Origin of the sequence: Curtobacterium sp. MCPF17_018, assembly GCF_003234135.1 — a bacterium.
In the GTDB taxonomy this organism is placed as follows: Bacteria; Actinomycetota; Actinomycetes; order Actinomycetales; family Microbacteriaceae; genus Curtobacterium; species Curtobacterium flaccumfaciens.
In genome coordinates this window covers 205,781-223,885 of record NZ_QKSJ01000004.1, presented here as the reverse complement: position 1 = coordinate 223,885, position 18,105 = coordinate 205,781, and the positions used below count along the sequence as shown (strand labels likewise).

Sequence of the window (18,105 nt, the reverse complement as noted above, 5' to 3'; positions counted from 1 at the left end):
GGGGTCGGGTCGTCAGCGCAGTGAAGCGACACGGCGGCCTGACGCAGGTCGAGCTCGCCGGGGTGACCGGGCTCTCCCCCGCGACCGTCTCGAACATCGTCAAGGAACTGGTCGCGACCGGTGCCCTGCACGCGACACCGAGCACCTCGAGCGGTCGGCGGGCGCTCCGCGTGACCCTGCCGCACGGCCTCGGGCTGGTCGCCGGGGTGCACGTCTCGCCGCGACACCTGCGGCTGGCACTGTCGGACCTGAACGGCGCCGTCCTGGCCGAGCGGCACATGCCCCTGGCCCGTGACCACCGTGCCGACGCCGAACTCGACAAGACCGCGCTGCTCGTGCTGGACATGGTGGAGTCCATCGAGTCGTCGATGGACGAGGTGCTCGCCGTCGGGCTCGCCGTGGCCGCCCCGATCGACGCCCGCACCGGGATGACGGCGCGCGGCGGGATCCTGCGGGGTTGGGACGGCATCGCGCTCGGCCAGTCGCTCGCCCGGCGGATGGACAAGCCCGTGCAGGTCGACAACTCGGCCAACCTCGCCGCCCTCGCCGAACACCGCAGCGGGGCGGCACGCGGCCGCGACACCGTGGTGACGCTCGACGTCGGCAACGGCATCGGCGCCGGACTCGTCCTCGGCGGGCACCTGTTCCGCGGGCACCACGGCATCGCCGGCGAGTTCGGGCACACGCCCGTCCTGCCGAACGGCCCCCTGTGCCGGTGCGGCAACCGGGGTTGCCTCGAGGCGATCGCCGGAGCCCCCGCGGTGCTCGAGGGCGTCCGCGACGAGGTCGGCACGCTCAAGCTGGCGGACCTGATCCTGCGGGCCATGGGCGGCGATCAGGTCTGCATGCGCGCCGTGGCCGACGCCGGGCGGGCGATCGGTTCGGCGGCGGTGGGGCTCTGCAACGTCCTCGACCCCGAGCGGGTCGTGGTGACGGGCGAGTTCGCGCGCGCCGGGGAGCTCCTGCTCGGCCCGATGCGGCACGCCCTCGAGTCGTCGTTGATCGTCGACGTCGACGGCACGCCGGACGTGGTGCAGGGGCAGCTCGGCGAGAAGGCCTCGGTGACCGGCGCGCTGGCCCTGGCGATCGAGGCCGTGGACGTCACCCGAACCCGGTAGATAACGGTTTCGTCACGGAGCGCGGTCCTTGCGTTCAACTCTTGCAGCCAAGAACGCTCGCTGTCACACTCAGGGCACCGCCGATGGGGGCGGTCCACTGTTGGAGGACGTTTCAATGAAGAAATCCACCACACGAGCGATGCTGGGCGTCAGCGCCCTGCTGCTCGCGATCACCACCCTGGCGGGCTGTTCCAACGGCGCGGACGCCGGGACCGGTTCCGGCGGGGGCGGCGGGGACGCGTCGAAGGCCAAGATCGGCCTGCTCCTGCCCGACTCCGTCACCGCTCGCTACGCCAGCGCCGACCGTCCGCTCTTCACCGCCGAGGTGAAGAAGCAGTGCAGCGGCTGCTCCGTCATCTACGCGAACGCCGACGGCGACGCGTCGAAGCAGCTGCAGCAGGCCCAGTCGATGCTCACGCAGGGCGTCAAGGTCCTGGTCCTCGACCCGTTCGACGGCGAGGCCGCAGCGTCCATCGTCCAGCAGGCGAAGGCCAAGAAGGTGCCGGTGATCTCGTACGACCGGCTCATCAACAGCCCCGACCTGAGCTACTACATCTCGTTCGACAACGAGAAGGTCGGTGAGCTGCAGGGTCAGGCCCTGGTCGACGCCCTCAAGGCGAAGAAGGTCCCGGAGGGCTCGGGCATCATCATGGTGAACGGCTCCCCCACCGACAACAACGCCTCGCAGTTCAAGAAGGGCGCGCACTCGGTCATCGACGACAGCGGCTACAAGGTGCTCGCCGAGTACGACACCCCCGGATGGGACCCCGCCAAGGCGCAGGACTGGGCAGCCGGCCAGATCAGCAAGCTCGGCAAGGACGAGATCACCGGCGTCTACGCGGCGAACGACGACACCGGCGGCGGCGTCATCGCGGCCCTGAAGTCGGCTGGCGTCACCGAGCTCCCGCCCGTCACCGGGCAGGACGCCTCGCTCGCGGGCATCCAGCGGATCCTCGCCGGTGAGCAGTACATGACCGTCTACAAGGCCTTCAAGCCCGAGGCGTCGAAGGCCGCCGACCTGGCGATCCAGTTCGCGAAGGGTGAGACCCCGAAGGGCGACACGACGGTCGACACCGCCGGTGGCGCCAGCGTCCAGTCGACGCTGCTCGACCCGGTCGCCGTCACCACGGACAACGTGCAGTCGACGGTCGTCAAGGACGGCCTGTACGAGGTGTCGAAGATCTGCACCGCGCAGTACAAGGCAGCCTGCGACAGCGCCGGCATCAAGTAGGCCCGACCCCCCTCTGCCCGCCCGGTCCGACTGCGGACCGGGCGGGCCTCACCGATCGAGGACGACACCCGTGAGCACGACACCCGTGAGCAACGCGTCACCAGCAGCACACCCCTCCGCCGACCCGGTGATGTCCCTGCGCGGGATCACCAAGCGGTTCGGCGCCGTCCAGGCCCTCAGCGACATCGACTTCGACGTCTACCCGGGCGAGGTGGTCGCCATCGTCGGCGACAACGGCGCCGGCAAGTCGACGTTCGTGAAGATCCTCGCCGGGGTCTACACGCCGGACGGCGGCACGATCACGTTCGGCGGCGACGAGGTCACCGTCCCGAACCCCGCGGCGGCCCAGACCCTCGGCATCGCGACGGTGTTCCAGGACCTCGCCCTGGCCGACAACCTCGACGTGGTCTCGAACCTGTTCCTCGGGCGCGAGATCGCCCACCCGTTCCTCGACGAAGAGGAGATGGAGCGCCGCTCGTGGGAGCTCCTGCAGCAGCTCGCGGCCCGGATCCCGTCGGTACGGATCCCGATCGCGTCGCTGTCCGGTGGGCAGCGGCAGACCGTGGCGATCGCCCGCTCACTGATCGGCGACCCGCAGGTGGTCGTCCTCGACGAGCCCACCGCCGCACTCGGTGTCGCACAGACCGCCGAGGTCCTGAACCTCGTCGAACGCCTGCGCGAGCGCGGACTCGGCGTCGTCCTCATCAGCCACAACCTCGCGGACGTGCAGGCCGTCGCCGACCGGGTCGCGGTCCTGCGACTCGGCCGCAACAACGGCACCTTCCGCATCGACGATGTCTCCTACGAGGAGATCATCGCGGCCATCACCGGCGCCACCGACAACGCCGTCACCCGTCGCGCCGCCGCCCGCACCGAGCAGGAGCCCTCCGCATGAGCAAGACCGACGAGACCCTCACCGCAGCGACCCCGACGCCCTCGGCCGCCGACCTGCAGGACGAGCGGCTCCTGCGTGACCAGGGGATCGGCGGCGCTGCGAAGGCGTTCGTCCGACGGGTCCGCGGCGGCGACATCGGCTCGCTGCCGGTGGTCGTCGGCCTCATCGTCATCTGGGCGGTGTTCCAGGCGCTCTCCCCCGACTTCCTGTCCCCGGGCAACCTGGTCAACCTCGCCCTGCAGTGCGCCGCGGTCGGCACCATCGCGATCGGCATCGTGCTCGTGCTGCTGCTCGGCGAGATCGACCTGTCCGTCGGCAGCGTCAGCGGGCTCTCCGCCGCGATCCTCGGCCAGGGCCTCACCACACTCGGCTGGCCGCTGTGGCTCGTGCTCACCGTCGCCCTGGCCGTCGGTGCCGCCGCCGGCCTGCTCTACGGCCTGCTGTTCACCCGCTTCGGAGTGCCGAGCTTCGTCATCACGCTCGCCGGTCTGCTCGGGTTCCTCGGGCTGCAGCTGCTCATCCTCGGGCCGAACGGCTCGATCAACCTGCCGTACGATTCGCCGATCGTGCAGTTCGCCTCGGCCTCGTACCTACCGCCGTGGCTCGCGTACCTGCTCGCCGTCCTGGCCGCCGGCGGACTGTTCTTCACCGAGGTCCGTCGCGCTGCCCGCCGCCGCCGTGCCGGGCTGTCGACCGGGGCGATGTCCCTGACCGTCGTGAAGGCCGTCGCCCTGTTCCTCGGTCTCGCGCTGATGGTCTGGTACCTGTCGCGCGACTTCGGCACTGGCACCTCGTTCGTGTTCTTCGTCGTACTGGTCGTGCTGATGAACTTCGTGCTGAAGCGCACCCGCTGGGGCCGCTCGGTCTTCGCGGTCGGCGGCAACGTCGAGGCCGCACGACGATCCGGCATCCGGGTGAACCGCATCTACATCTCGGTGTTCATGCTGACCTCGCTCTTCGCCACCGTCGGCGGCATCCTCGCCGCCGCCCGCCTGAACTCGGCGAGCCTGTCGTCCGGCGCCGGTGACACGAACCTCAACGCGATCGCCGCAGCCGTGATCGGCGGGACCAGCCTGTTCGGCGGCCGTGGCAGCGCCTGGTCGGCGCTGCTCGGCATCATCGTGATCCAGTCGATCTCGAACGGGCTCACCCTGTTGAGCCTCGACTCGTCGATCCGCTACATGATCACCGGCGCGGTGCTGCTGCTGGCCGTCATCATCGACTCGCTCTCGCGGCGCAGCCGCGCCAGTCACGGCGCGGCCTGAGCGGGGACCCGGACCCCGCCACACCGACGGACGGGAGGCCCGTTGCCAGCTGGCACCGGGCCTCCCGTCCGTCTCGGCGCGCGTCTCGGATCCGGAAGACGCCGTCGTGTTCCCCCGACGCCGCCCCGTGCGCGAGACGCCTGGCGACAACGGAGGCGTCTCGGCTACTGGGCGGTGTCTCGGCGCGCGCTACTTGCTCTTCGAACCCGAGGTGCCCGGCAGGCTGAGAATGTTGTCCGTGCCCTGCGGCACGACGATCAGCGAGCCGTTGTCGCCGGCGCTCTTGAGGGCCTCGATCTCGCGCTGCTTGAGGGCGGCGTCGGAGAGCGGGTGCTCGTTGAGGACCTCGTTGGCGTCGGCCTGACCCTGCGCCTCGGCGACCTGCTGCTGCGCCTGCACCTTCTTGGCGTCCAGGAGCGCGCGCTCCTTCGTGACCTGGATCTGCGCCTGCTGCGCGGTGGCGTAGGCGTCGATGACGGACTTCGGCGGCGTGATCTCCTGCAGGGCGAAGTTGTCGACGTGCACGCCCGAGCCCTTCCACCGCTTCTCGAGCGCCTGGATCATCGCCTTCTCGACGGTGCCGCGCTTGGTGATCAGCTCGATGGTGGTGAAGTCGTTCGGCACCTGGCGCACGACGCTGCGCACCGAGTTGCCGATGAACTGCGTCTTGAAGTTCTCCTCGGTCTTGTACGACCGGTAGATGTCGGTGACCGACTTCGCGTCGATGCTGTACTGCAGGTTGAGGCTCACGTTCGACGAGACGCCGTCCTGGTCCTGCACCGTGACGTACGGGCCGGAGCGGACGTTGCCGTTGTTGTCCGAGTCGGAGCCGTTCACCGCGTTGATGTAGGTGACGGTCTGGTTCCGGATGTTGAACGTGTGGAGCGTGGCCCACGGCGCCTTGAAGTGGAACCCGGAGTCCGTGCTCTGCCCGACGATGTTGCCGGAGATGTCCACCTGCACCTTCGACTCGCCCGTGTCCTGCGCGTACAGGGTGCTGCCGAGCGTGAGCCCGACGAACAAGACGCCGGCAGCGGCCGCGGTCCACGTCGCGATGAGGTTCGGGCGGCGGGTCGGGACGGCGGGGCGTGCCTCGCGACCGGGTGTGGCCGGTCGTGCGGGGGTGGAGTAGGTGCGTGTTCGGAAGAAGAGCGCGACGAGCGCGATGACGAGGAAGACGATGGCGGCGACGAACATGACGATCACTCCTGGATGCTTGTCCGTGCAGTCTGCCGTACCCGGAGGGGTGCAGGTGACGCGGGTGGGCGGGGGTCCGTGTCGTCTGGTGTCCCTGTCGCCTGCGCTAGGCCGGGCCGACGACCTCCTCGATGCGCTCGAGTCCGCTGCGACAGCGTCCGAGGTACTCGTCGTACAGGTCCGGTCGCCGGTCACGCGCCCACCGCGTGACGTCGATCAGGTGCAGCGCGGTCATCGACGTGAGCCGCCGGTGGTCGTCGTCCGAGGCGAGTCCGGCAGCCGCCATGAAGTCGTCGTGGTCCGCGCGGGTGACGGACCCGTCGATGAACGTCCACACGAAGACCCGGCGGGCGTCCGTCCACGGTGCCGGCCCGGTCTCCGCGGCACCCCAGTCGATGAGCACCGGCGGCCGGTCCGGACCGCGGGAGACCAGGTTGCGAGGTGCGAGGTCGCCGTGGGCCAGCCCGAACTCGAACTGCACGTCCGACAGCGGGGCGAGACGATCACGCACCCGGCCCGGCGACGCGTAGGCACCGTCACGGAGCAGCGGATCGTCGTCGCCGAGCGCATCGAGGTCGTAGTCGAGGTGCGCGGTCCAGGCGGGTCGGAGGTCGTCGCCGAACCGCGAGAACAACGACCGAGGCGCATCGACGAGCGGGATCGTGGCGGCGGCTCGCGTGGCGCGACCGAGCCACCGCCACGGGCGGTCGATCGGTCGTGGGTCAGGTGCGACGTACTCCGACACCGAGAAGGGGACACCGCCCTCCGTCCCGTGGGCGAGCGGTTCGGCGACCGGGATGCCGACCCGGCTCGCGCTCCGAGCGGCCCACGACTCGACGGGGTACTCGTCCTGCCGACTGGGGTCGACGGGGAACCGCAGGACCACCGGAGCAGCACCCACACGGTCCACCCGGTAGGTGTGGTTCACCGCCCCGCCGTGCAGCCGTTCGACCCGGTCCACCGACCCGCCGACCGAGCGCAGGACGGCTCGGAACCACTCCTGCTCGACAATCTCGTCCGACATGGGACCAGCCTGGCCTCCCCCGGACCTTGACTGTCCATCTCGGCCTCACCGTACCCACGCTGACCGACGCTGGAGGCGGCATACCCAAGGTCAGGAGACCGGCGTCCCTGCCCGGTCCAGCTCGGCCAGGACCCGGCGGCTTCGACGTACGCCGATCACCGTCGCGACCGTGACGAACACCACGACGACGGCGACGAACACCAGGAACGCCCAACCCCAACCGAACGTCGTGGCCGAGGCACCTCCGAGTCCCAACAGGCTCAGCCCGGTGCCGATCAGGGTCGGGGCCGAGGTCCAGGTGGAGCGTCGCTGCCACGCGAGCATCGCCCGCACGAGCGGCACGGCCTCGGGCGTCACCGGTGCCCGTCCGCTGATCTGTCGGGTGACGGACTTGCGGTCCGCCGGCGTGAGCGCGCCGAGCGGCTGTTCCGGCGTCTCGACGAGATACGGCAGCAGCCTGCGGTGGCGTCGAGCACCGACCCATGCGGTCACGTTCACGACCGCTCCGGCCAGGGCGAACAGGAACCAGATCACCGAGTCGGTGCGGAGCACGGAGGGAAGGCTGATGAACGCCCACAGGATCGACATGCCGGCGAACCCCGCCTGCTGCGACATCACGACCACCGTCGGCCCGTGCTCGACCAGGTGCTCGGCACGACGCGTCGCCTCGGCGAGGTCGCTCGGGTTCACCACCCGGGGACCTCGACCCGCACCGAACTGATCCGACCGGCGCGCGTCGTCGCCGTCACGGCCGGGTCGTAGCTGTCGGCGGTCGCCAGGTAGAGGGTGCGACCGTCCTCGCCACCGAGCGCACAGTCGATCGCGCAGTCCCCGGGGGCGTCGATGCGGTCCGTCACCTCGCCGCCCTCGACGACCCGCAGGAATTCCCCCGTGTCGACCGAGCACACCCAGATCGCGCCGTCACGGTCGACGGTGCTGCCGTCCGGGGTCACGCCGCCGGGCAGGGCCGCCCACTCGCGACGCCCGGTCAGCGAACCGTCGTCCTCGATGTCGAACGCGGTGAGCCGGCCGCCCCACGTCTCGCTGACCACCAGGGTCCGGGTGCCGGGCAGGATGTTGGCGCTGTTCGGGAACACCAGGCCCTCGGCGGCCAGGCGGACGGAGCCGTCGGGGTCGATCACGTAGAGCGGGCCGGGCCGCAGTTCCTCGCCCGCGTACAGGTCGTACCCGAAGGCGCCGATGTAGGTCCGGCCGGTCTGGGCGTCGACGACCAGGTCGTTCACGAGCGACGACTCGATCGTGGAGAGGTCGGCGAACACCGAGGTGCTGCCGTCCGGCTCGACGGCGACGACCGTGCGGGACTCCATCGAGCTGATGATCAGACGCCCGTCGGCGAGCCAGCCGAGCCCCGACGACTGCCCGTCGACGGTGGCCTCGAGCCGGGGGCCGTCGGTCGAGGACGGGTCGACCGAGAACACCTGGCCGGTGTGCATGTCGGAGTACCAGAGCCGACCGCCGTGCCAGCGGTTGCCCTCCGGGAAACGGATGCCGGAGATGACGATGTCGGTCGCGGAGTCGAGGGTGATGTGCACGGATCCAGCCTGCCAGCGGGACCGGGGTGCTGCCCGGACGGATGCCGCGATCTCGGCCTAGGGTCGTCCCATGCCGGGTCGTCACCTCATCCACCACCTGGGCGTCTTCGCCACCGACTTCGCCGCGAGCGCCGCGTTCTACACCGCCGCCCTCGCGCCCCTCGGCATCGGGGCGGGCTACCGCACGGACTCCGTCGCCGAGTTCTGGCAGCACGGGGACGACACCCCGAGCGTCTCGCTCGAGACCGCCCGGACCCCCGAGGCGACGACGCGCGGACTCCACCTGGCGTTCGAGGCCGGTTCACGGAGCGAGGTCGACGCCTTCCACCGCGAGGCCGTCGCCGCCGGCGGGGTGTCACGGCACGAGCCGCGCTACTGGCCGGAGTACGGCGCGTACACGGCATTCGTGTCCGACCCGGACGGCAACAACGTCGAGGCGCTGATCAAGGAGACCCGGCCCTGACCGGCAAGACCGGGGTCTGGGCGACGCACCGGGCACGACGGACCCGGCACGGCGCGTCTGGCACGATCGACCCATGCCCCTCGACGGAACTCCCCTGCACCGGCTCGGCTTCCTGACGATCGGGTCGTTCGACCCCGCCCGACCGTCCGAGGGCCACGAGGACACCCTGCGCGTGATCGAGCGCGCCGAGGCCCTGGGCTTCGACAGCGCCTGGCTGCGCCACCGGCACCTGCAGCACGGCATCTCCTCGCCGGTCGCGGTGCTGGCCGCCGCCTCGCAGCGCACCTCGCGCATCGACCTCGGCACCGCCGTCACCCCGATCGGCGCGGAGAACCCGTTCCGACTGGCGGAGGACCTCAGCACGGTCGACGTGCTCCTCGGTGGCCGCCTGAACCCCGGGTTCTCGGTCGGCACCCCGATGCACTTCGACCTGTACCGCGACGCGATCTACCCCGACACCCTGGAGCACGAGGACCTCGGCAACGGGCGGCTCCTGCGCTTCCGAGACCTGGTGCGCGGTGACCCGGTGACGGCGACCGAGACCGTCGAACGCCGCGGCTTCGAGGAGTTCGCGAGCACCGTCCAGCCGCACAGCGCCGGCCTGGCCGAACGGATCTGGTACGGCACCGGCAGCACGAAGTCGGCCGTGTGGGCGGGCGAGAACGGCTTCCACCTGCTCACCTCGAGCGTCACCCGCAGTGAGAACGGCACCGACTTCGCCACGAACCAGCGCGCCCAGATCGACGCCTACCTCGACGTCCACCCCGACCCCGCTGCCGCCCGCGTCTCGCAGGGCCTGGTCGTCATCCCGACCGACACCGCGACGAGCGAGCAGGAGTCCCGCTACCGCGCCTACGTCGACAGCCGCTCGGGCCGCGTCGGCGTGCCGATGGGACCCGCCGGGATGCTCTTCGCCGCCGACCTGGTGGGCACGTCGGCCGAGATCGCGGACCGGCTGCGTGCCGATGTCGGCTACCAGGCGGTCACCGAGGTCGCCTTCGCGCTCCCGTTCTCGTTCGAGCCCGACGACTACGTCCAGATCACCACGGACATCGCCGAGCGGGTGGGTCCGGAACTCGGCTGGGCACCGAAGCGCGCGGCCTGAGAACGGCGCCAGAGCGACGGACGGGAGGCACGGGGCCAGCTGGCACCGTGCCTCCCGTCCGCCGTTGACCCGCACCCAGGGCGCGCGCCCAGGGCACCGGATCAGTCCTGCTGGTCCGCCTCCACCGCGTCCCGCAGCCGGTCGAGCACGTCCGGCACCGCCGAGCGCACCCGACTCCAGCTCGGGATGAACGGCTTGTCGTTCGGCCGCGCCGTGAACGCGCCGCCGGCGTCGAGGATCGCCTTGGTGAAGAGCTCCACCGCGGCTTCTTCCGCGTGCTGGTCGAACGCGAGCCCGCTCATCTCGGCTTCGTGCCGGTAGACCTCGACGATGTCGAGCGCGTTCCGGTAGTACGTCGCCTTGAGCACCCGGAACGAGTCGGCCGTGAGCGGGACGCCCATCGTCGCGAGCTTCCGGAGCAGCGACTGCACGATGTCGTTGCCCATGCGTGCGAGGCCGCCGGTGCCGTCGGCCTCGGCGAGGGGCTGGTGCTTGTGGTCGTACGCGTCGGCGATCTCCACCTGGCACACCTGCCGGGTCGCGTAGTCGCGGTAGACCTCGGAGAGCATGCCGATCTCGAGTCCCCAGTCGCCGGGGATCTTCAGGCCGTTCAGCACGTGGGCACGCATCGCGAACTCGCCGGACAGCGGGTACCGGAAGCTGCTGAGGTACTCCAGGTACTCGGACTCCCCGTAGACCTGGCGGAGCGAGCGGAGCAGGGGCCCGACGAGCAGCCGTGCGGCGCGACCGTTGATCCGGCCGTCGGCGACGCGGGCGTAGTAGCCCTTCGAGAACTCGTAGTCGAACGCGGGGTTCGCGACCGGGTAGAACAGCCGCGCGAGCATGCCCCGCTCGTAGGTGGTGATGTCGCAGTCGTGCAGGGCGATGCAGTCCGCCCGCTCCGACGCCAGGGCGTACCCGGTGCAGTACCAGACGTTCCGGCCCTTGCCGGGCTCCCCCGGTGCCAGGCCAGCGCGCTCCAGTTCGGCGTCGAGCTCGCGCAGCCGCGGCCCGTCGTTCCACAGGATCCGGTGCCGCTGCGGCAGCCGCGAGAAGAACTCGCGGGCGTGCTCGAACTGCGAGCGGTCGGCCCGGTCGAGCCCGATCACGATCTCGCTGAGCCAGTCGGCCTCGGCCAGCTCGTCGACGATCCGCGACAGGGCCGGACGCTCGAGCTCGGAGTATAGCGCCGGCAGGATCAGGCTCATCGGGCGCTTCTCGGCGAAGCCGCGCAGGTCTTCTTCGAGGCTCGCGGTGCTGCGGCGACCGAGGTCGTGGAACGTCGTGATGACGCCGTTCTGGTGGAAGTCGCTCATCGGTGGCTCCTGACGGACGGGGTGGTGAGTCGGGTGAGGCCCTCGGTCCACCCCTGCGGGCCGGGGGCGGTCGTGCGGTGGACGCGCTCGGGTCGGTCGTCGGCGAGTGGTCCGGGTGCCGGGCCGTGTCCGCGGACCACGACGGCGAAGTCGACCGCGTCGAGCATCGCCGTGTCGTTCGGGCCGTCACCGAGTCCGATCGTGCGCGGGACCGTCCCCGTCCGGCGCTCGTGGTCGGCGATCAGCGTCCGGACCGCCGCGCCCTTGTCGCGGCTCGCCGGCAGCACGTGCCAGAACCGGCCGCCCCGCACCAGGTCGAGGCTGACCGCGGCGAGCGCGCCGCGGAACGCGTCCGCCCGGTCGTCGTCCTCGGCGTGCCAGAGCAGCACCTCGGACGCCTCGCGCTGCTGCGCTCGTCCGGCCGCTTCGAGGTCGAGCCCCGTCCACGCGGCGACGACCGCATCGGTCACGCCACCGAAGGTCTCGAACCGCAGATGCAGTGCACGACGGACGCGGTCGAGTTCTGCGTGCAGCCGCTCGAGCTCACCGTCGACCGGTCCGACCAGCACGTCGCCCGCCGGTCCGACGACGACCGCGCCGTTCTCCGCCACGAACGCGTGCCCGTCGAGCCCGGTGCGTGCCTGCAGCGCCGTGATCTCGGCCCGCGTCTTGCTGCTGCAGAACACCACGGGGACGTCGTCCGCCCGCAGCTGTTCCAGCATCGGCAGGGCCGCGTCGAACGAGTAGTCGTGGTGGTCGAGGAACGTCCCGTCGAGGTCCGTGACGATCATCAGGTCGGGTGTTGGCATCGTGCTCCGCTGGCGGCTGGCTGGGCTGCGGGCGACGATGCCCCGCACCACCCTGCCACGCGCATGCGTCGGTTGGGTGAACAAGCCGGTGTCAGTCGCCCGACGCGACCAGCGGACGGACGGGAGGCACAGTGCCAGCTGGCACCGTGCCTCCAGCCCGTGACGGCGTGGGGATCGCCGCGCCGTCACCAGGGCAGGGTGCCCTCGCGATCCGTGACGGTGCCGGTCGGCGTGTCAGCACCGAGGGTCGCAACGCGGACGGCCGCGTCGGCGCCCTCCTCGACGCTGTGCCCGAGGTTCCCGGTGAACTCGGTCGCCGTCTGGCCGGGGTCCACCGCGTTGAAGCGGACGTCCGGCGTCGTCTTCGCGTACTGCATGGTCAGCATCGTGACCGCGGTCTTCGACGACCCGTAGGCCGCGAGCGGGTACCGCGACTCCACGCGTTCGGGGTCGTGGATCATGGTGAACGATCCGAGGCCGCTCGTCACGTTGATCACGGAGGGCTGCGCGGACCGCCGGAGGACCGGCAGGAACGCGTTCGTCACCCGCACGACGCCGAAGACGTTCGTCTCGTAGACCGCGCGCAGCTGGTCGACGGTCATGTCCTCGGGTGCGGTGACGTCCCCGAGGATGCCGGCGTTGTTGATCAGGACGTCGAGGTGCCCCGCCTGGTCGAGGATCGTCGCCGCGGCCGCGACGACCGAGGCGTCGTCCGTGACGTCGAGCTGCACGAACGACGCCCCGAGTTCCTCGGCGGCTCGCCGACCGCGATCGGTGTCGCGGGCGCCGATCCACACGGTGTGCCCGGCGGCGATCAGCCGTCGCGCGGTCTCTCGGCCGATGCCCTTGTTGCCGCCGGTGATGAGGGTGTTCGTCATGGATCTCCTTCGAGCTCGTTGCTGGTGGTGAGGTGACCAGCGTGCGGCGCTGCGGGATCTCCAGCCACGGAAGGACAGTCCTACCCAGCGGCGGGTCCCCGCGCGGAGAATGGTGGGGTGTCCGCAGACCAGGTCGAAGCCCTCGGCGATCTCCTCCGATCGTGGCGGGGTCGGCTGACCCCGGAGGACGTCGGGATGGAGTCGTACGGTCGGCGCAGGACGGCGGGACTCCGCCGTGAGGAACTCGCGCAGCTCGCCGGTGTCAGCGCCGACTACGTGATGCGGCTCGAGCAGGGCCGCTCCCGCACCCCCTCGGCCCAGGTCGTCCAGGCGCTCGCCCGTGCGCTCCAGCTCGACCGAGCCGAGACGGACCTGTTCCACCGCGCCGCCGGACTCGCCTCACCCCGGGCCGGTGTGGTGTCCCGCCACATCCCACCCGGAGTTCAGCGCATGCTGGTCCGCATGGGTGACCTGCCGCTCGCCGTGTTCACCGCCGACTGGACACTGCTGCACTCCACGCCACTCTGGCAGGCGCTCTTCGACGCGCCGTCGGTGCGCGGGGACCCCGAACAGAACCTGATCGTGCAGACCTTCCTCGACGACCGGATCGCCGAGATCGCGACGGCGCACGGTGGGCCGGAACCGTTCGAACGCGCCCTCGTCGCCGACCTCCGACGCACCGCCGGCAGCCTCGGCGGCGACCCTGCGTTCCGCACGTTCATCGCCCGGCTCCGGACCGAGAGCGAACGCTTCGCCGGGTACTGGGACGAAGGACGAGCCGCGGCGCACCAGTCGCTCGTGAAGACGGTCCACAACCCGATCGTCGGTGACGTGGTCCTGGACTGCGACGTCGTCACCGTTCCCGACTCCGACATCAAGCTCGTCGTCTACTCCACGCCCGAGAGTGGCCCCGACGCCGACAAGCTCGACTTCCTGCGGGTGCGTGCCGTACGAGCGGCGGAGGTCGTCGAGCGATGACGATCCGCGCCACGGGGTCGACAGCGAAGCTCTAGCCGAGGGCGAGCACGAGCCCGGCGACGATGAGCACGACCGCCGTCGCACCGTGGACGGTGAGTGCCTGGCGGAGCGTCCCGCCGTTCGTGACGACGATGATCGCGTCACCGATCGGGGTGATGGCGGCGGCGAGCAGCACCCAGCCGAACGCGTGCGGACCGGCGACGAGCACGACCACCAGCGGCACGATGCCGGAGGTGATGTCGCGGACCCCCTTGATGCTCGTGAATGCCCTACGGCGGTCCTCTGCCACGCCGAACCCGGCTGTGGCGACCGTCGGTGCGAGGAGGAACCGGCCACCGATGAAGAGGATGAAGAGACATCCGAGGACGGCGACTGCGAGTGCGGCGATGAACATGGGGGAACCTTCCGGTGATTGCTAACGTCGTTCTGTAACGACGTTAATGCAGTCCCTCCCCCATGTCTACCGTTGTTATGTAACCTCGTTCTGTTACCCTTTCACCATGTCTCCTCGACCCGCTCCCGACCTCGACGACCGGCGTGCGCAGATCACCCAGGCGGCTCGCGGGGTCGCGGCAGCCGAAGGGTGGGACGCCGTCACCATGCGACGACTCGCGTCCGAGATCGGGGTGACGCAGCCCGTCATCTACTCCGCGTTCGCCGGCGGCCGACAGGCCCTGATCGACGCGGTCGCGCTCGAGGGGTTCAAGGCGATCGCGGTCGCGATGGAAGCCGTGCCAGCCGACCCGCAGGCCCGGATGCAGGCGTACCTCGGGTTCGCCGTCGACCAGCCGCGGGTGTACGACGCGATGTTCTCCATGCCGTCCGGGATCGAGTTCGGGTCGGGCACCGCCCCGAACGCGCTCCAGCGCGCCTTCGCCGCGATCCACGAGGCGTTCCCCGGGCCCGACGGCACCGAGGCCGAGGTGGCATGGGCGACGCTCCACGGATTGGCGACCCTCGAGATCGGCGGGCGGCTCCCCGCGTCTCGGTCGGCCGCTCGACTCGACTTCGCCCACCGCGCGCTCACCGGGCATTGAGCCGGACGTGAGCCGCAACGGACTGGAGGCACGGTGCCAGCTGGCACCGTGCCTCCAGTCCGTCGTCGTCACCCGTCGAGTGCCGCAGCCCGGCCACCGGGACGCGTCACCAGGGAACCGTGCCGCCGTCGAGATCGAGGAAGCGGAGTCCCGGCTCCTGGAGAATCCGCAGTGGACACTGTGACCGTGAACGAACGATTCCGCGGCCTCGCCCGCACCAGCACCGGCGTCCTCGTCCTGACAGCGGCGCTGACCATGACCGGCTGTAGCAACACCCCCGGAGGCAAGACCGTGGATCCGTCCGACGCCGAGAAGTCGATCGTCGATGTCGTGAAGGAGTCGACCGACGCGGTCGGCGGCGACTGGACCGTCTACCGCGGCCCCGCTGCCGAGGTCTGCACCCGGTCGGGCGGCCAGGAAGGCGCCCGCTTCGTGTACATCCTGGAGCGGAGCGGCACGGACGGCGACGGCGATCCGGCAGCCGACATCCGCACCGTCGAGGAACTCTGGAAGGCCAAGGGGATCACCACGGAACGGTTCGAGAGCGGCGGCGCAGACCCGCTCACCGGGATCCGCGGCGTCGACGGCCCCGTCACCTCGATGGGCTTCAACGCCTACCCGCAGCGCTACAGCATCACCGGCGTCTCGAAGTGCTCCGACGGCGACGTGCAGGAGCTGCGCTCCGCGGAGTGAGCACCCGTCACACGAGACGGCGTGGATCGGACGGAAGGTCGACGCGCGAGGGAAGATGACGAGGTGAACCGCACCGACCGGCTCTACGGCCTCGTGGAGGAGTTGCGCGCCATCTCCCCGCAACCGCGGAGCGCGCGTCGTCTCGCGGAACGGTTCGAGGTGTCGGTGCGGACGATCGAACGGGACATCTCCGCGTTGCAGCAGTCGGGTGTGCCCATCTGGGCGGAGCCCGGCCGGACGGGTGGGTACGTCCTCGACGCGTCCGCGACGCTCGGCCCGGCGGGCTTCACACCGGATGAGGCCCTCGCGGTGCTGATCGGGCTCGGCTCACTGGGGCGAAGTCCGTTCCGGCACGCCGCGCACACCGCGGCCAGGAAGACGCTCGCGGTGATGCCCGCCGGGGATGCCGCACGAGCCAGCGCGCTGGCGTCCCGCGTGCACTTCCTGGAGAGCGAGGAGGACACGGTCGTCCCGGCCGAGTTCGCGGCGGCCCTGCGCGCGGATCGAGTGGTGCGACTCCGGTACCGGGACGCCGACGGAGCGGAGTCCGTCCGGGACGTCGAACCGCTGGGGTCGATCGGGAAGGACGGTCAGTGGTACCTGATCGCCTGGTGCCGGATGCGCGACGGGGTGCGGGCGTTCCGGGGCGACCGGATGCTGTCCGTCGAGGTCACCGACGAGCGGCCCGCGCAGCGCGTCCTGCGATCCGAGGACCTCGCGATCCAGTACGGACGACTCCGGCCGGTCCTCGACGAGTAGCTGCGCCGCCGGTTTCCGGAAACACCGACAGGACGGTGTCGCGACGGCCGGAGAAGCTGGTCACTCCGAGTCAGCAGCACCACCGTGAGGAACCCCATGTCGTTCGCATCCGTCCGCATCATCACCGACGACCTCGAGGGCATGGTCGCCTTCTACGAACGGGTCACCGGCCAGCAGGCCGAGCGCCCCGCACCGGTCTTCGCGCAGTTCAGCGGCCCGGTTGGGACCCTCGCGATCGCCAGCACCGCGACGGTGGCCATGCTCGGCGACGCGCTGACGCCCGCGACGAACCGCTCCGTGCTCATCGAGTTCGAGGTCGCCGACGTCGACGGCGACTTCGCCGAACTGCAGCTCAGCAGCGACGACGTCGTCCTCGAACCGACCACGATGCCGTGGGGCAACCGCTCCGCACTGGTCCGCGACCCGGACGGCAACGTCGTCAACCTGTTCAGCAGGCCCGCCGCCAGCTAGTCGGGGCGCTCAGGCGGCGGCGGCGTTCGCCGACGAGCGGCACTCCTCTGGCGGCCGCCCCGCGACGGACTCCGCCGCGATGTCGCGGAGCCGCGCGAGGCGGTCGTGGGTGGCACCGAGGGCCTCGATCTGGCGTCGGATGCGATCGCTCTCCTCGTCGAAGTGGTCGAGCATCGTCCGCGTCGCGACCCCGGTGTCGAGGAAGGGCAGGATCTCGACGATCCGACGACTCGGCATGCCCGCCGCGTAGAGCATCTGCATGAAGCGCACCCGCGCGACATCGGGCTCGCGGTACTCCCGGTGTCCGCCCGTGGTCCGCCCGGACTCGAGGAGGCCCTGTTCCTCGTAGTACCGCAGCGACCGGACGCTGACGCCGGCCCGTTCTGCGAGTTCACCGATCCGCATCGTTCTGTCCCTCGGGCTTGATTCTCACGTTGACGTCAGGTTCTACCGTAGCGGCATGAACCTCTCTGGAGCCACCGCCCTCGTCACCGGCACGAACCGCGGTATCGGACGCCACCTCGCCGCACAGCTGATCGCCCGGGGGGCGAAGGTCTACGCCACCGCCCGACGCCCTGACCTGATCGACCTCGAGGGCGTCGAGCGCCTCGCCCTCGACATCACCTCCCCCGCGTCCGTCGCAGCGGCGGCCGCGGTCGCGACCGACGTCGATCTCCTGATCAACAACGCCGGGATCGCGACCACGGCGACCCTGCTGGGCGACCTGGACGCAGCACACGCCGACATGGACACGAACGTCTGGGGCACCCTGTCCGTGATCCGCGCGTTCGCGCCGGTCCTGGCGGCGAACGGCGGTGGGAGCATCGTGAACATCGCCTCCGGCGCCTCGTGGCTCGCCATGCCCGGAGCCTCCGCCTACGCGGTGTCGAAGGCGGCCCTGTGGAACATGGGCAACGCGTTGCGTCACGAGCTGGCCGGCCAGGGAACCACGGTGATGTCCGTGCACCTCGGAGTGGCCGACACCGACATGACCGCGGGGATCTCGATGGCCAAGACCGACCCGGCGAACGTGGCGCGCGCGACCCTGGACGGCGTCGAGCGCGACGACTACGAGGTCGTCGTCGACGAGCAGGCCGCGTTGATCAAGCAGATGCTCGCCGGCGACCCCAAGGACCTGTACGCGGTGGTGGCGCAGATGCTCGCGTCGTAGGGGCGGGCCGAGAACTTTCAGCCGGCCGTCTTCGTTCTCCGTCACCCAGGCCGAGCACACGAGGCGGAACGCGGGAGCGAATGCTTGCAGCAACCCTCCACGAACGGCGCTCGCCAGCGGGGTGACGGCCGAGCCTGGAGGT

Annotated in this window: 21 protein-coding genes; 12 read left to right on the top strand and 9 right to left on the bottom strand. The window is 70.7% G+C overall.

The genetic code is table 11. The features are described from left to right. The first annotated feature begins 20 nt into the window (after nt 1-20). The 4 genes from DEJ27_RS07085 (at nt 21) to DEJ27_RS07070 (ending at nt 4,509) form a co-directional block, all read left to right on the top strand. Nucleotides 21-1,118, top strand: coding sequence for an ROK family transcriptional regulator (locus tag DEJ27_RS07085; RefSeq protein WP_258370304.1), 1,098 nt, complete (start codon nt 21-23; stop codon nt 1,116-1,118). A 115-nt stretch (nt 1,119-1,233) separates the two neighbouring features. Further along, nucleotides 1,234-2,349 carry a sugar ABC transporter substrate-binding protein gene (locus DEJ27_RS07080; protein WP_071246748.1) on the top strand — a complete coding sequence of 372 codons (1,116 nt, stop codon included), beginning with the start codon at nt 1,234-1,236 and terminating at the stop codon, nt 2,347-2,349. Nucleotides 2,350-2,479: 130 nt separating this feature from the next. Next, nucleotides 2,480-3,244 carry an ATP-binding cassette domain-containing protein gene (locus DEJ27_RS07075; protein WP_111090611.1) on the top strand — a complete coding sequence of 255 codons (765 nt, stop codon included), beginning with the start codon at nt 2,480-2,482 and terminating at the stop codon, nt 3,242-3,244. After that, nucleotides 3,241-4,509: a sugar ABC transporter permease gene (locus DEJ27_RS07070; RefSeq protein ID WP_035807698.1), complete on the top strand. Its 1,269-nt coding sequence runs from the start codon at nt 3,241-3,243 to the stop codon at nt 4,507-4,509. Before DEJ27_RS07075 ends, DEJ27_RS07070 begins: the two co-directional genes overlap by 4 nt. 189 nt (nt 4,510-4,698) lie before the next feature. Here DEJ27_RS07070 and DEJ27_RS07065 read toward each other — a convergent pair whose 3' ends face one another. The 4 genes from DEJ27_RS07065 to DEJ27_RS07050 all read right to left on the bottom strand — a co-directional run bounded on the left by DEJ27_RS07065 (nt 4,699) and on the right by DEJ27_RS07050 (nt 8,283). Then, the gene (locus DEJ27_RS07065; RefSeq protein ID WP_214523964.1) at nt 4,699-5,706 is read right to left on the bottom strand and encodes an SPFH domain-containing protein; all 1,008 of its coding nucleotides are present in this window, start codon (nt 5,704-5,706) and stop codon (nt 4,699-4,701) included. A 106-nt stretch (nt 5,707-5,812) separates the two neighbouring features. Next, a complete protein-coding gene (locus tag DEJ27_RS07060; protein ID WP_111090586.1) occupies nt 5,813-6,730 on the bottom strand; it encodes a phosphotransferase family protein in 918 nt (305 codons plus the stop codon). Between the two features lie 90 nt (nt 6,731-6,820). Then, nucleotides 6,821-7,420, bottom strand: a complete 600-nt coding sequence (locus DEJ27_RS07055) for a hypothetical protein (protein ID WP_146244661.1) — start codon at nt 7,418-7,420, stop codon at nt 6,821-6,823. Continuing rightward, a complete protein-coding gene (locus DEJ27_RS07050; RefSeq protein WP_181430106.1) occupies nt 7,417-8,283 on the bottom strand; it encodes an SMP-30/gluconolactonase/LRE family protein in 867 nt (288 codons plus the stop codon). The genes DEJ27_RS07055 and DEJ27_RS07050 overlap by 4 nt, the downstream gene beginning before the upstream one ends. Nucleotides 8,284-8,353: 70 nt before the next feature. Here DEJ27_RS07050 and DEJ27_RS07045 point away from each other — a divergent pair, with 70 nt between their 5' ends. Both DEJ27_RS07045 and DEJ27_RS07040 read left to right on the top strand, forming a co-directional pair. Then, the gene (locus DEJ27_RS07045; protein ID WP_111090583.1) at nt 8,354-8,746 is read left to right on the top strand and encodes a VOC family protein; all 393 of its coding nucleotides are present in this window, start codon (nt 8,354-8,356) and stop codon (nt 8,744-8,746) included. 73 nt (nt 8,747-8,819) lie between these two features. After that, on the top strand, nt 8,820-9,851 hold the full coding sequence (locus DEJ27_RS07040) for an LLM class flavin-dependent oxidoreductase (protein WP_111090582.1): 1,032 nt from the start codon (nt 8,820-8,822) through the stop codon (nt 9,849-9,851). A gap of 101 nt (nt 9,852-9,952) precedes the next feature. Here the strand turns inward: DEJ27_RS07040 and DEJ27_RS07035 are convergent, their stop codons facing one another. The 3 genes from DEJ27_RS07035 to DEJ27_RS07025 all read right to left on the bottom strand — a co-directional run bounded on the left by DEJ27_RS07035 (nt 9,953) and on the right by DEJ27_RS07025 (nt 12,854). Beyond that, nucleotides 9,953-11,167, bottom strand: coding sequence for a glycosyl transferase (locus DEJ27_RS07035; RefSeq protein ID WP_110859317.1), 1,215 nt, complete (start codon nt 11,165-11,167; stop codon nt 9,953-9,955). Continuing rightward, nucleotides 11,164-11,976: a mannosyl-3-phosphoglycerate phosphatase gene (locus DEJ27_RS07030; RefSeq protein WP_111090610.1), complete on the bottom strand. Its 813-nt coding sequence runs from the start codon at nt 11,974-11,976 to the stop codon at nt 11,164-11,166. The genes DEJ27_RS07035 and DEJ27_RS07030 overlap by 4 nt, the downstream gene beginning before the upstream one ends. A 185-nt stretch (nt 11,977-12,161) precedes the next feature. Next, nucleotides 12,162-12,854, bottom strand: coding sequence for an SDR family NAD(P)-dependent oxidoreductase (locus DEJ27_RS07025; protein ID WP_111090581.1), 693 nt, complete (start codon nt 12,852-12,854; stop codon nt 12,162-12,164). Between the two features lie 117 nt (nt 12,855-12,971). Between DEJ27_RS07025 and DEJ27_RS07020 the strand changes: the two genes are divergently transcribed. Next, the gene (locus DEJ27_RS07020; RefSeq protein ID WP_111090580.1) at nt 12,972-13,832 is read left to right on the top strand and encodes a helix-turn-helix transcriptional regulator; all 861 of its coding nucleotides are present in this window, start codon (nt 12,972-12,974) and stop codon (nt 13,830-13,832) included. Nucleotides 13,833-13,863: 31 nt separating this feature from the next. On the opposite strand, the gene DEJ27_RS07015 is transcribed toward DEJ27_RS07020, so the two are convergent. Beyond that, a complete protein-coding gene (locus DEJ27_RS07015; protein ID WP_111090579.1) occupies nt 13,864-14,226 on the bottom strand; it encodes a DUF4267 domain-containing protein in 363 nt (120 codons plus the stop codon). A 106-nt stretch (nt 14,227-14,332) separates the two neighbouring features. Here DEJ27_RS07015 and DEJ27_RS07010 point away from each other — a divergent pair, with 106 nt between their 5' ends. From DEJ27_RS07010 to DEJ27_RS06995, 4 genes are all read left to right on the top strand, one after another. After that, nucleotides 14,333-14,869 (top strand): TetR/AcrR family transcriptional regulator, encoded by a 537-nt coding sequence (locus DEJ27_RS07010; protein ID WP_111090578.1) that lies wholly within the window; start codon nt 14,333-14,335, stop codon nt 14,867-14,869. Between the two features lie 186 nt (nt 14,870-15,055). After that, nucleotides 15,056-15,562, top strand: a complete 507-nt coding sequence (locus tag DEJ27_RS07005; RefSeq protein ID WP_146244660.1) for a hypothetical protein — start codon at nt 15,056-15,058, stop codon at nt 15,560-15,562. A 63-nt stretch (nt 15,563-15,625) separates the two neighbouring features. Continuing rightward, entirely contained in the window at nt 15,626-16,321 is a 696-nt protein-coding gene (locus tag DEJ27_RS07000; RefSeq protein ID WP_111090576.1) for a YafY family protein, read from the top strand. A gap of 96 nt (nt 16,322-16,417) precedes the next feature. Then, on the top strand, nt 16,418-16,792 hold the full coding sequence (locus DEJ27_RS06995) for a VOC family protein (RefSeq protein ID WP_111090575.1): 375 nt from the start codon (nt 16,418-16,420) through the stop codon (nt 16,790-16,792). A 9-nt stretch (nt 16,793-16,801) separates the two neighbouring features. Here DEJ27_RS06995 and DEJ27_RS06990 read toward each other — a convergent pair whose 3' ends face one another. Next, a complete protein-coding gene (locus DEJ27_RS06990) occupies nt 16,802-17,197 on the bottom strand; it encodes a MerR family transcriptional regulator (RefSeq protein ID WP_111090574.1) in 396 nt (131 codons plus the stop codon). Between the two features lie 55 nt (nt 17,198-17,252). On the opposite strand from DEJ27_RS06990, the gene DEJ27_RS06985 reads away from it, so the two are divergent. Continuing rightward, nucleotides 17,253-17,963, top strand: coding sequence for an SDR family oxidoreductase (locus tag DEJ27_RS06985; RefSeq protein WP_111090573.1), 711 nt, complete (start codon nt 17,253-17,255; stop codon nt 17,961-17,963). Nucleotides 17,964-18,105: the final 142 nt, after the last annotated feature.